General features: G+C 69.7%; 8 protein-coding genes. All 8 read left to right on the top strand.

What is annotated here, in order from left to right; translation table 11 throughout:
* Nucleotides 1-41: 41 nt before the first annotated feature.
* The 8 genes from F4556_RS13455 to F4556_RS13420 all read left to right on the top strand — a co-directional run bounded on the left by F4556_RS13455 (nucleotide 42) and on the right by F4556_RS13420 (nucleotide 12,759).
* Nucleotides 42-2,621, top strand: a complete 2,580-nt coding sequence (locus tag F4556_RS13455; protein ID WP_184914729.1) for a SpoIIE family protein phosphatase — start codon at nucleotides 42-44, stop codon at nucleotides 2,619-2,621.
* 193 nt (nucleotides 2,622-2,814) lie between these two features.
* The gene (locus F4556_RS13450; protein ID WP_184914726.1) at nucleotides 2,815-4,542 is read left to right on the top strand and encodes an ABC transporter family substrate-binding protein; all 1,728 of its coding nucleotides are present in this window, start codon (nucleotides 2,815-2,817) and stop codon (nucleotides 4,540-4,542) included.
* Between the two features lie 233 nt (nucleotides 4,543-4,775).
* A complete protein-coding gene (typA, locus tag F4556_RS13445; protein ID WP_184914724.1) occupies nucleotides 4,776-6,644 on the top strand; it encodes a translational GTPase TypA in 1,869 nt (622 codons plus the stop codon).
* A gap of 414 nt (nucleotides 6,645-7,058) precedes the next feature.
* Nucleotides 7,059-8,684 (top strand): peptide ABC transporter substrate-binding protein, encoded by a 1,626-nt coding sequence (locus F4556_RS13440; protein WP_184914721.1) that lies wholly within the window; start codon nucleotides 7,059-7,061, stop codon nucleotides 8,682-8,684.
* 140 nt (nucleotides 8,685-8,824) lie between these two features.
* On the top strand, nucleotides 8,825-9,751 hold the full coding sequence (locus F4556_RS13435) for an ABC transporter permease (RefSeq protein WP_184914717.1): 927 nt from the start codon (nucleotides 8,825-8,827) through the stop codon (nucleotides 9,749-9,751).
* Nucleotides 9,744-10,688, top strand: coding sequence for an ABC transporter permease (locus F4556_RS13430; RefSeq protein WP_184914715.1), 945 nt, complete (start codon nucleotides 9,744-9,746; stop codon nucleotides 10,686-10,688). The genes F4556_RS13435 and F4556_RS13430 overlap by 8 nt, the downstream gene beginning before the upstream one ends.
* Nucleotides 10,689-10,703: 15 nt before the next feature.
* Nucleotides 10,704-11,753 carry an ABC transporter ATP-binding protein gene (locus tag F4556_RS13425; RefSeq protein ID WP_184914710.1) on the top strand — a complete coding sequence of 350 codons (1,050 nt, stop codon included), beginning with the start codon at nucleotides 10,704-10,706 and terminating at the stop codon, nucleotides 11,751-11,753.
* Nucleotides 11,746-12,759, top strand: coding sequence for an ABC transporter ATP-binding protein (locus F4556_RS13420; RefSeq protein WP_184914707.1), 1,014 nt, complete (start codon nucleotides 11,746-11,748; stop codon nucleotides 12,757-12,759). The genes F4556_RS13425 and F4556_RS13420 overlap by 8 nt, the downstream gene beginning before the upstream one ends.
* Nucleotides 12,760-12,802: the final 43 nt, after the last annotated feature.

Here is a 12,802-nt window from a genome sequence, read left to right as displayed (position 1 = left end):
GATGTTGTGATGTTGGGGGCGTGTGCGCCTGCCCTCCGATGATGAATACTCGGTGTTCTCGACATCCGGATGGGCGCGGGTTGGAGGGGATCGGACCGTTGAACAGCATCCCGGCGTGGAAAGCGTCGAGCGACAGCGGCCATGTCGCCGTGCCCGGGCAGCCGAGCGGTCCGAAGCTCCGGGCGGCCGCGGTCGCCGACTGGGGTGACTACGACAAGTCCGGCACGATCTACGACTACATCCGGGTCGCCACCTTCGCGATCGGCCCGGACGGCCGGATCACCCAGTGGAGCGCCCGCGCGGCCGAGTTCTTCGGCGTCGCCGCCGAGGAGGCGGTCGGCACCGACCCGGTGACCACCTTCGTGCCGCGCGAGCTCTGGCAGCGCGGCCGGGCCCGGCTCGAGAGCATCCTCGCGGGCGAGGAGTGGGTCGGCACCGCCCCGTACCGGGACGCCACTGGCGCCGAGGGCCTGGCCGAGCTGTACGTGATGCCAGACAGCGGCACCCCGGGCGCCACCTGCCTGGCCGTCGACCTCGGCCGGCTGCGCCGGATCGAGACCGACCTGGCCGCCTCCGAGGCGGTCTTCGGGCAGACCCCGACCGGCTTCTTCCTGTTCGACCCCGAGCTGCGCCTGCAGCGGGTGAACCAGGCTTTCGCCTCCGCCGTCGGCCTGCCTACCCACGAACTGCCCGGGCTCAACCCGTACGACCTGTTCCTGCCCGGCGAGGCGGACCGGCTGATGGTCGCGCTGCGCAAGGTGCTGGCGGGCGGCGGCCCGGTGCTCGACCTGCGCTTCACCGGCGCGGTCCCGCGCACCTCCACGGTGCCGGCCCGGGACGGCGGCCGCCGCTGGGCGATCTCGCTGTACCGGCTGAACAGCGCCAACGGCCGCCCGATGGGCGTGGCCGGCCAGGTGCTGGACGTGACGAGCCGTCATGTCGCCGAGCGCGAGGCGGCCGGGGTCCGGCGCAGCCTGGCGCTGCTGAACGAGGCCAGCACCCACATCGGCTCCACCCTCGACCTGGAGACCACCGCCAAGGAACTGCTCGACGTGATCGTCCCGCAGTTCTGCGACCTGGCCAGCGTCGACCTCTACACCGCCCTGCTGTCCGGCGAGTCCGGCCCGGTCTCCGGCCAGACCGGCACCGCCGACGGCTGCGGCGAGCTGCGCCGGGTGGCCGTCTCCAGCGTGGTCGGCGGCGCCTCCAGCGTGCTCGGGGCCGAGGGCGCCGTCCCGGTCGCCGAGGCCGGCGGCTCGCTCTGTTACCCCCGCCGCTCCCCGCACGCCCGCGCGCTGCGCACCGGCCGCAGCGTGGTCCCGCAGCCGGGCCCCGACCCGCTGCTGCGCTCCACCCTGGTGGTCCCGCTGGTCGCCCGCGACCAGGTGCTCGGCCTGGTCCAGCTCTCCCGCGCGATCGGCAGCGAACCCTTCGACGCCCGGGACGTGGCGATCGCCGAGGAGCTGGTCGCCCGCGCCGCCGTCTGCGTCGACAACGCCCGGCTCTACCGCCGCGAGCACGAGCGCGCGCTGATCCTCCAGCGCAGCCTGCTCCCCCCGGGCAACCCGGCCGCCACCGGCCTGGAGATCGCCCGCCGCTACCTGCCCAGCAACAACAACACCGAGGTCGGCGGCGACTGGTTCGACGTCATCCCGCTGCCCGGCAGCCGGACCGCCCTGGTGATCGGCGACGTGATGGGCCGCGGCCTGCGCGCCGCCGTCGCGATGGGCCAACTCCGCACCGCCGTCCGCACCCTGGCCCTGCTCGAACTCGACCCGGCCGAGGTGCTCACCGCCCTCGACGAGATCGCCCGCGGCCTCGGCGGCGACACCACCGCCCCCGGCGAGGAGGCCGAGGTCTACCTCGCCACCTGCGTCTACGCCGTCTACGACGCCGTCAAGCAGCGCTGCATCTTCGCCAACGCGGGCCACCTGCCACCCGTCCTGCTCAGCCCCGGCGAGCCCGCCCGGATGCTCGAGGTCCCGCCCGGCCTCCCGCTCGGCGTCGGCGGCGAGCCCTTCGAGGAGGTCACCGTCACGCTGCCGGACGGCGCCGTGCTCGGCCTCTACACCGACGGCCTGGTGGAGTCCCGCAAGCACCAGCTGGACGAGGGCCTGCGCGCCTTCCGGACCGCCCTCACCGGCGGCTCCCGCGAGCTGGAGAGCCTCTGCGACGAGGTCCTGCACGAGCTGATCCCGCATCACGGCGAGGACGACATCGCCCTCCTGATGGCCAAGGTCCAGCCCCTCCCCGAGGACGCCGTCGGCGACTGGCGGCTCCCCTCCGAACCCACCTCGGTCGGCAAGGCCCGCGAACGCGCCTGCTCCTGGCTGCGGGGCCGCGGCCTGGACGAACTGGTCGACACCACCGAACTCCTGGTCAGCGAACTGGTCACGAACGCCCTCCGGCACGGCCGCGGCGACATCCGCCTACGGCTGCTCCGGGACCGCACGGTGGTCTGCGAAGTCTGGGACGACGGCTACGCCCAGCCCCGCCAACGCCGCGCCCAGGAGACCGACGAAGGCGGCCGCGGCCTCCAACTCGTCAGCCTCCTCGCCGAACGCTGGGGCAGCCGCCGTACCCCCAACGGCAAGATCGTCTGGTTCGAACTGGCCCTCTAGTGGCCCTCCGGGCATCAGCCACCAGGGGCCCGGGGAACGGCGGCGCCGACCTCGGGAGCGTTCAACCTGCGTAGATGGTCAGGAACTTTCGCAGTGACCCGCACGAGCCCCTGGGTAGTGCAACCGGGTGTTTCTGAGCACGCTGACGCCGTGTCAGGCCGGCCAGGCCCGTGGTGACCGTTTCACTCGGGAGATGCGTGCCCGTCAGCTCCTCGCCGTTGCCGTTCTGACCATGTCGCTGGCCGGCTGTTCCGAGGACCGCTCGGCCCAGCCGGCGGCGTCCGACCTCACCGCCGTCGACCGTGACCAGGTCCGGGACGGCGGGACGTTGCGGTGGGCGGTGGAGGCGGTCCCGGCGACGCTCAACGTGTTCCAGCCGGAGGCCACCGCCGACACCGAGCTGCTCACCGGGGCCCTGCTGCCGCACCTGTTCCGGCTGGACGACCACGCCCGCCCCACCACCGACCCGGACTACCTGACCGCCGCCGAGTCCACCCCGGCCGGGCAGAGCCCGCAGACCGTCACCTACCGCCTCAACCCGAAGGCGGTCTGGACCGACGGCACCCCGATCACCGCCGCCGACTTCACCGCCCAGTGGCACGCCCTGGGCGACGGCGCCGACCCGGCCTACCGCAGCGAGCACCCGGCGGGCTACGCCGCGATCGCCGCCGTCACCCAGGGCGCGGACGCCCGCGAGGTCAAGGTCGCCTTCAAGCAGCCGTACGCCGGCTGGCGGACGCTGTTCAGCCCGCTCTACCCGGCCGCCGCCACCGCGACCCCGGCCGCGTTCAACCAGCCGCTGACCAACGCCCCGTCAGCCGGCCCGTTCACCGTGAAGACGTACGACCGGGCGGGCGGCCGGGCGACCGTGGTCCGCAACCCGCAGTGGTGGGGCGACCCGGCCAAGGCGGAGGCCATCGACTTCCTGGCCACCCCGGCCGCCGGGCGGCTGGACGCCCTGGACCAGGGAAAGCTGGACATCGCCGCGCTCACCGACACCGTCGACCACGCGGCCCCGGCCAACGCCAAGACCAGCGCCGCCCCGCCGGACGCGGCCGCCCTCGCCGAGGCGTCCGCCCAGGCGCTGCGCCGGGCCGAGGCGCTGCCGGGCCTGAAGCTGCACCGGGCCGCCGCCCCGTCCTTCGCCCAGCTCACCCTGAACGGCACCCGGGGCCCGCTGGCCGACCCCGACGTCCGCCGGGCGGTGGCCCGCGCGGTCGACCGGCAGCGGGTCGCCGAGGCCGCCGTCACCCCGTTCGGACTGGCCGCCGTACCGCTCGGGCACCACCTGCTGATGGCGGGTCAGGAGGGCTACCAGGACAACGGCACCGCCCTCGGCACCGCCTCCGCCGCCGAGCTGCTCGACCGGGCCGGCTGGCACACCGGCGGCGCGGCCCGCAGCAAGGACGGCAAGGAGCTGACGCTCGGCCTGCTGATCCCGGACGGCTCCGCCTCCGCCCGCCGGGTGGCGGACGCGCTCACCGCGGACCTGGCCGGGGCGGGCATCGCGGTGCGCCCGCAGGCCGTCCCGGCGGAGAGCTTCCTGCGCGACCACCTGGCCACCGGTGAGTACGACCTGGCCCTGTTCTCCTGGCCGGCCACGGCGGACGCGACCGGCGCGACCGCCCGGTACAGCAAGCCCCAGCCAGGCCCGGACGGGCTGCCGGTGGTCGGCCGCAACTACGCCAGGACCGGCAGCGAGGAGATCGACCACCTGCTCGCCGAGGCGGCGGCCGAACTCGATCCGGGGGCCCGGCAGGCCGTGCTGCAGAAGGCCGACGCCCGGATCTGGCAGCTGGCCCACTCCGTCCCGCTCTACCAGCGTCCGGACCTGGTCGCGGTCCGTGACGAGGTGGCGAACGCGGGCGCCTTCGGCTTCGCCTCGCCGCGCTTCCAGGACCTCGGACTCCGCCGCGGCTGACGCTCCGGACCTGCGGCGGTACCCGTCCGGCCTGCCCGTTTCGGTGGCCCTGGGTGGTTCCACGTACCATAGGAGGAAGCCGTGGCATGTCGTGCCCGGCGGGTGGACCGGTAGTAGCAGGCGGAACGGGCGGCAGCGATCAACAGTGATCGCAGGTCGGCCGCGGCGAAGACGCTGATCAACGCTGAACGCAGCCGGGCGCCGTAACCCACGATCCGGGAGTTTCGCTCAGCATGCCCACGCGCAGTGACATTCGTAACGTTGCCATCGTCGCCCACGTCGACCACGGCAAGACGACCCTGGTCGACGCCATGCTGAAGCAGGCCGGTGCCTTCGCCGCCCACCAGCACCTCGACGACCGGATGATGGACTCCAACGACCTGGAGCGCGAGAAGGGCATCACCATTCTCGCGAAGAACACGGCGGTGAAGTACCACCCCAAGGAGGGTGGCGCGCCGATCACCATCAACATCATCGACACCCCCGGCCACGCCGACTTCGGTGGCGAGGTCGAGCGCGGCCTGTCCATGGTCGACGCCGTCGTGCTGCTGGTGGACGCCTCCGAGGGTCCGCTGCCGCAGACCCGCTTCGTGCTCCGCAAGGCGCTGACCGCCAAGCTTCCGGTCATCCTCTGCATCAACAAGACGGACCGCCCGGACTCCCGGATCGACGAGGTCATCAACGAGACCTACGACCTGTTCCTGGACCTGGACGCGACCGAGGACCAGATCGAGTTCCCGATCGTCTACGCCTGTGCGCGTGACGGCGTGGCCTCGATGACCAAGCCCGAGAACGGCACGGTCCCGGCCGACAGCGACTCGCTGGAGCCGTTCTTCTCCACCATCCTGGAGCACGTCCCGGCCCCGGTCTACGACGACGCCGCGCCGCTCCAGGCCCACGTCACCAACCTGGACGCCGACAACTTCCTCGGCCGTATCGCGCTCTGCCGCGTCGAGCAGGGCGAGCTGCGCAAGGGTCAGCAGGTCGCGTGGATCAAGCGCGACGGCACGATCCAGAACGTCAAGATCACCGAGCTGCTGATGACCGAGGCGCTCACCCGCAAGCCGGCCGAGGTGGCCGGCCCCGGCGACATCTGCGCCGTCGCGGGTATCCCGGACATCATGATCGGCGAGACCCTGGCCGACCCGGAGAACCCGATCGCGCTGCCGCTGATCACGGTCGACGAGCCGGCCATCTCGATGGTCATCGGCACCAACACCTCGCCGCTGGTCGGCAAGGGCGGCAAGGGCCACAAGGTCACCGCCCGCATGGTGAAGGACCGCCTGGACCGTGAGCTGATCGGTAACGTCTCGCTCCGCGTGCTCCCGACCGAGCGTCCGGACGCCTGGGAGGTCCAGGGCCGTGGTGAGCTGGCGCTCGCCATCCTGGTCGAGACCATGCGCCGGGAGCTGTTCGAGCTCACCGTCGGCAAGCCGCAGGTGGTCACCAAGGTCATCAACGGCAAGACCCACGAGCCGGTCGAGCGGATGACCATCGACAGCCCCGAGGAGTACCTCGGTGCCATCACCCAGCTGATGGCGACCCGCAAGGGCCGGATGGAGACCATGACGAACCACGGCTCCGGCTGGGTGCGCATGGAGTTCATCGTCCCGTCGCGTGGCCTGATCGGCTTCCGTACCCAGTTCCTGACCGACACCCGTGGCACGGGTATCGCGCACTCCATCTTCGAGGGCCACGAGCCGTGGTTCGGCGAGCTCCGGATGCGCAACAACGGTTCGCTGGTGGCCGACCGCGCGGGCGTCGTGACGCCGTTCGCGATGATGGGCATCCAGGAGCGTGGCACGCTCTTCGTCGAGCCCACCACCGAGGTGTACGAGGGCATGATCGTCGGCGAGAACTCGCGCCAGGACGACATGGACATCAACATCACCAAGGAGAAGAAGCTCACCAACATGCGTGCCGCTTCCTCCGACACCACCGAGAACCTGGTGCCGCCGCGCAAGCTCTCGCTGGAGCAGAGCCTCGAGTTCTGCCGCGAGGACGAGTGCATCGAGGTGACCCCGGAGACCGTGCGCATCCGCAAGGTCGTCCTGGACGCCAAGGAGCGTGGCCGTACGGCCTCGCGCGCCAAAAAGAACTGACGTCGTACCACCGGCCCGGCCGGGCACCCCTCTTGGGGGTGCCCGGCCGGGCTCTTTCGTGACGCTGCGCAGTCAACGCGCGTAGCACATCCGACCGGCCAGTGTTCGTTAATCGGACGTGACGAGCTGTCATTCATGACAACTGTCCGTTTAGTACCTGTCTGGGTATGTCTGGTATGTCCGATTTTCGAAACTCAGTGTCCGTTCATGTGACCAAATTGAGATCAGTAATGGCCTAGTTCGTATCCGAGCGTGACGGATAGTGGGTGCAGTCGAGCTCGGGTCAAAAGGTTTGCGCAGGGGTGCGCGCCGAACCTGAGCGAGGAAAGCACCGTCTGACCAACGGCGACGACGCCGGTCAGCCCCCCGCGGTGCGCTCCACGTTTGCAACACAGGAATTCAGGAGGCACACCCATGCGCGGTGCCAGCCAGGCCAAGTGGGTCGTCGCAGCTGTCGCGGTCGCCCTTGCGGCCACTGCTTGCGGTAGTGGTTCGTCGTCCAGCGAGGGCGGAGCGGCCAACGCGGCCGGGACGTTCAGCTACCAGAGCACCGAGCCGCAGAACCCGCTGCAGCCCGCCAACGCCATGGAGGTCGGTGGCGGTCGCATCATCAAGACCCTGTTCAAGGGTCTGGTCGACTACGACCCCAGCAACGGCCAGCTGCGCAACCAGGTCGCCGACAAGATCGAGACGACCGACGCGCAGAACTACACCGTCACCCTGAAGTCCGGCTGGACCTTCCACGACGGCACCCCGGTGACCGCCGCTTCCTTCGTGGACGCGTGGAACTGGGCCGCCAACACCAAGAACAACCAGATCAACTCCGACTGGTTCTCCGACATCGCCGGCTACGACGCGATCCACCCGGAGAAGGGTGACCCGACCACGGACAAGATGTCCGGCCTGAAGGTCGTCGACGACACCCACTTCACCATCGCGCTGACCGGCCCGGTCTCGTACTTCCAGTACAAGCTCGGCTACACGGCCTTCTCGCCGCTGCCGAAGGCGTTCTTCACCGACCCGGCGGCCTACGGCCAGAAGCCGGTCGGCAACGGCCCCTACAAGTTCGTCTCGTGGGAGCACAACCAGGCCGTCACCGTCGCCTCGTTCGACAAGTACGCCGGAGTCGACAAGCCGAAGAACGGCGGCATCGTCTTCAAGAACTACGCGCAGGCCGACGCCGCGTACAAGGACCTGGTCTCCGACAACCTGGACGTGCTCGACCAGGTCGACCCGAGCAACCTGGCCTCGTACAAGAACGACCTCGGCGACCGCGCGGTCGACCAGGCCCAGGGTGCCATCCAGAACATCTCGTTCGCGATGTACCAGGACGGCTGGAAGGGCGTCGACAAGGCGAAGGTCCGTCAGGGCCTCTCCATGGCGATCGACCGTGACACCATCACCAAGACCGTGCTGAACGGCTCGCGCCAGGCCGCCGACAGCTGGGTCGCCCCCGGCGTCAACGGCTACAAGGCCGGCACCTGCGGCGAGTACTGCAAGTACGACCCGGCGAAGGCCAAGCAGCTGGTGACCGAGGGCGGCGGCGTCCCGGGCAACAAGATCACCATCACGTACAACGCCGACGGCGGCCACAAGGAGTGGGTGGACGCGGTCTGCAACTCCATCCGCCAGGCCACCGGCGTGGAGTGCGTCGGCGACGCGAAGCCCGACTTCAAGACGGCGCGTGACGTCATCAAGAAGAAGCAGGTCCAGAGCATGATGCGGACCGGCTGGGTGCAGGACTACCCGCTGAACGCCAACTTCCTGCGGGACGTCTACGGCACCGGTGCGGCGGCCAACGACGCCGGCTACTCCAGCGCCGCGTTCGACAAGTACGCCGGCGAGGCGGACAAGGCGACCTCGGTCGAGAAGACCGCGGAGCTGTACCAGAAGGCCGAGGCCGAGCTGGCCAAGGACATGCCGGCCATCCCGCTCTGGTACTACAAGACCACCGCGGGCTACTCGAAGAACGTCCAGAGCGTGAAGTACGACTCCTTCGGGGACCCGGTCTTCACCCAGGTCGAGGTCAAGCAGAAGTAACCAGGCCTGCACCGCGCGGCTTGAAGCGACACGGCCGGTGCCCACCCCGCCTCACCAGGCGGTCCGGCACCGGCCGTTGTCACGGCGAGAACCTCCGAAACGGGACAACAGCCCGTCGGAGAGCATCAATTGGAGGCACGATGGGGCGCTTTGTCGCGAGGCGACTGCTCCAAATGATCCCGGTCTTCCTCGGGACCACCGCGCTGATCTTCTTCATGGTCCGCGTACTCCCCGGAGACCCGGTCGCCGCGATGTGGGGCGACAAGGCGCCGGACCCGGCTCAGCTCGCCGCCTTCAAGCACAAGCTGGGGCTCGACCTGCCGTGGTACCAGCAGTACTTCGACTACATGGGCAACCTGTTCACCGGCAACTTCGGTGAGACCATGGCGGGCCGTCAGGTGATCGACGTGATCTCCGAGGCGCTGCCGGTCACCATCCGGCTGGCCCTGATGGCCTTCGCCATCGAGATCGTCTTCGGCGTCGGCATCGGCCTGCTGGCCGGGCTCAAGCGCGGCAGGTTCGCCGACAAGAGCACCCTGGTCTTCACCCTGATCCTGATCTCGATCCCGGTGCCGGTGCTCGGCTACCTGTTCCAGACGCTCTTCGCGGACCAGCTCAAGTGGGTCACGCCGACCGTCCAGGACTCGATGAACCTGGGTCAACTGCTGCTTCCCGCCGTGGTGCTGGGCTCGCTCTCGCTGGCGTACGTGGCCCGGCTGAGCCGCACCTCGATCGTGGAGAACATCCGCGCCGACTACATCCGCACCGCGACGGCCAAGGGCCTGCCGCGTCGGAAGATCATCGGCACCCACCTGCTGCGCAACTCGATGATCCCGGTCGTCACCTTCCTCGGCACCGACCTCGGCGCCCTGATGGGCGGCGCGATCGTGACCGAGGGCATCTTCAACGTGAAGGGTGTCGGGAACGCGCTGTTCCGCGCGATCAACCAGAAGGAAGGCGCGACGGTCGTCGGCTTCGTGGTCGTCCTGGTCATCGTCTACCTCGTCGCCAGCCTGATCGTCGACCTGCTCTACGCGGTCCTGGACCCGAGGATTCGGTATGCCTGACCTGATCGAGAAGAAGACCGCCGCCAAGATCCCGGCCCAGAGCGGCAGTTCGGCCCCCGCGCCGAAGCCGGAGAAGGCCCGCAGCCTCGGCTCGGACGCCTGGGACGACCTGCGCCGCCGCCCGATCTTCCTGATCTCGGCCGCGCTGATCCTGGTGCTGATCGTGATGACCGTGGCTCCCGGCCTGTTCACCTCGGTGGACCCGCGCGCCGGCGACCTGCGCAACCACTACCTGAGCCACCCGAACTACAGCCACCTCTTCCAGGCGGACTGGTTCGGCTACGACGGCCAGGGCCGCTCGATCTACGCCCGCGTGGTGCACGGCGCCCGCGCCTCGATCATCGTCGGCATCTGCGTCACCGCCGCGGTGACCCTGACCGGTGGCTTCATCGGCATGCTGGCCGGCTACTTCGGCGGCTGGCTGGACACCCTGCTGTCCCGGGTGACCGACATCTTCTTCGGCATCCCGCTGCTGCTCGGCTGCCTGGTGGTGCTGAACGCTTTCACCGAGCGCACCGTCTGGTCCGTGGTCTTCGCGCTCACCGCGCTCGGCTGGACCCAGATGGCCCGCGTGATGCGCGGTTCGGTGATCACGGTCAAGCAGGCCGACTACGTCACCGCCGCGAAGGCGCTCGGCGCCGGTACCGGTCGGATCATGCTCAAGCACATCCTGCCGAACGCGATCGCCCCGGTGATCGTGGTGGCCACCATCGCGCTGGGCGGCTACATCGCTACCGAGGCGACGCTGAGCTTCCTGGGTATCGGTCTGCAGGACCCGACCATCTCCTGGGGCATCGACATCAACTCGGCCCAGAAGGTGATCCGTACCGCCCCGTTCGCGCTGTTCTTCCCGGCCGGGATGCTCAGCCTCACGGTGCTGGCCTTCATCATGATGGGCGACGCCGTGCGTGACGCCCTCGACCCGAAGCTGCGCTGAGAGGCGGTAGGCACCATGACCACTGTGATCGAGAAGGCCCAGGCGACCGACCGCCTCGTCCCCGGCACCCCGCTGCTCGAAGTGCGGGACCTGCACGTCGAGTTCAAGACCAAGGACGGCATCGCCAAGGCCGTCAACGGCGTCAACTACAGCGTCAGCGCGGGCGAGACCCTCGCGGTGCTGGGTGAGTCCGGTTCCGGTAAGTCCGTCACCGCGCAGACCATCATGGGCATCCTGGACATGCCGCCCGGCCGGATCACCTCCGGGGAGATCCTGTTCCGCGGCCAGGACATGCTCAAGATGAGCAACGAGGAGCGCCGGCAGCTGCGCGGCCGGAAGATCGCGATGATCTTCCAGGACGCGCTGTCCTCGCTCAACCCGGTGCTCAGCGTGGGTTACCAGCTCGGCGAGATGTTCCGGGTGCACGAGGGCGCCTCCCGCAAGGAGGCCAAGGCCAAGGCCATCGAGCTGATGGACCGGGTCCGGATCCCCGCCGCCAAGCAGCGGGTCGGTGACTACCCGCACCAGTTCTCCGGCGGCATGCGCCAGCGGATCATGATCGCGATGGCGCTGGCCCTGGAGCCCGACCTGATCATCGCGGACGAGCCCACCACCGCCCTGGACGTGACGGTGCAGGCCCAGGTGATGGACCTGCTGGCGGAGCTTCAGGCCGAGTACCACATGGGTCTGATCCTGATCACCCACGACCTCGGCGTGGTCGCCGACGTCGCGGACAAGATCGCCGTCATGTACGCCGGCCGGATCGTCGAGACCGCCCCGGTGCACGAGCTGTACGCCAACCCGGCGCATCCGTACACCGAGGGCCTGCTCCGCTCGATCCCGCGGCTGGACCAGAAGGGCCAGGAGCTCTACGCGATCCAGGGCCTGCCGCCCAACCTGCTGAAGGTGCCCGCCGGTTGCGCCTTCAACCCGCGCTGCGACCGGGCCACCGACCTGTGCCGCACCGAGATCCCCGCGCTGCACCAGGTGCTCGACCGGGACGGCGCCGAGCTCGCCGGCCGCAAGAGCGCCTGCCACCTCTGGAAGGAGACCCTCCATGGCTGAGCCCATCCTGGAGGTCAAGGACCTGGTCAAGCACTACCCGCTGAGCCAGGGCGTCCTCTTCAAGAAGCAGGTCGGCGCGGTCAAGGCGGTCGACGGCATCTCCTTCGAGCTGATGCGCGGTGAGACGCTGGGCATCGTCGGCGAGTCGGGCTGTGGCAAGTCCACCCTGGCCAAGGTGCTGATGAACCTGGAGCGGGCCACCGCTGGCCAGGTGCTCTACAAGGGCGAGGACATCTCCAAGCTCTCGGGCGCCGCGCTGAAGGCCGTCCGCCGCAACATCCAGATGGTGTTCCAGGACCCGTACACCTCGCTGAACCCCCGGATGACGGTGGGCGACATCATCGGCGAGCCGTACGAGATCCATCCGGAGGTGGCGCCGAAGGGCGACCGGCGGAAGGCCGTTCAGGATCTGCTGGACGTGGTGGGGCTGAACCCGGAGTACATCAACCGGTACCCGCACCAGTTCTCCGGCGGTCAGCGCCAGCGGATCGGCATCGCCCGTGGCCTCGCGCTCAAGCCCGAGATCATCATCTGTGACGAGCCGGTCTCCGCGCTGGACGTCTCGGTGCAGGCCCAGGTGATCAACCTGCTGGAGCAGCTGCAGACCGACTTCGAGCTGTCGTACATGTTCATCGCGCACGACCTCTCGATCGTCCGGCACATCTCCGACCGGGTCGGCGTGATGTACCTCGGCAAGATGGTCGAGATCGGCACCGACGAAGAGATCTACGAGCACGCCACCCACCCGTACACCCAGGCGCTGCTGTCGGCCGTGCCGGTGCCCGACCCGACCGCGCGGGCGAACCGGGACCGGATCGTCCTGGTGGGCGACATCCCCTCGCCGGCCAACCCGCCGAGCGGCTGCCGCTTCCGCACCCGGTGCTGGAAGGCGGAGGAGCGCTGCTCCACCGAGCTGCCGCTGCTCGCCGTGCCGTCGCTGGACGGCCCGGCGGCGCACGAGTCGGCCTGCCACTTCGCCGCGGAGCGAGTGCTCAGCACGGTCTGACGCTCACTCAGTCTGACGGCCCCACAGCTTCGGCGGTGGGGCC

It is taken from the genome of Kitasatospora gansuensis, assembly GCF_014203705.1.
GTDB lineage: Bacteria > Actinomycetota > Actinomycetes > Streptomycetales > Streptomycetaceae > Kitasatospora > Kitasatospora gansuensis.
The sequence above is the reverse complement of the archived record's forward strand: the minus strand, read 5'-3'. Positions and strand labels throughout refer to the sequence as shown.

Bases quoted from the DNA above. Each gene is read 5' to 3' on its own strand.
- F4556_RS13430 (WP_184914715.1), top strand. From the start codon at position 9,744: ATGCCTGACCTGATCGAGAAGAAGACCGCCGCCAAGATCCCGGCCCAG.
- F4556_RS13420 (WP_184914707.1), top strand. From the start codon at position 11,746: ATGGCTGAGCCCATCCTGGAGGTCAAGGACCTGGTCAAGCACTACCCG.
- F4556_RS13425 (WP_184914710.1), top strand. From the start codon at position 10,704: ATGACCACTGTGATCGAGAAGGCCCAGGCGACCGACCGCCTCGTCCCC.
- F4556_RS13455 (WP_184914729.1), top strand. From the start codon at position 42: ATGAATACTCGGTGTTCTCGACATCCGGATGGGCGCGGGTTGGAGGGG.
- F4556_RS13435 (WP_184914717.1), top strand. From the start codon at position 8,825: ATGGGGCGCTTTGTCGCGAGGCGACTGCTCCAAATGATCCCGGTCTTC.
- F4556_RS13450 (WP_184914726.1), top strand. From the start codon at position 2,815: ATGCGTGCCCGTCAGCTCCTCGCCGTTGCCGTTCTGACCATGTCGCTG.
- F4556_RS13440 (WP_184914721.1), top strand. From the start codon at position 7,059: ATGCGCGGTGCCAGCCAGGCCAAGTGGGTCGTCGCAGCTGTCGCGGTC.
- typA (WP_184914724.1), top strand. From the start codon at position 4,776: ATGCCCACGCGCAGTGACATTCGTAACGTTGCCATCGTCGCCCACGTC.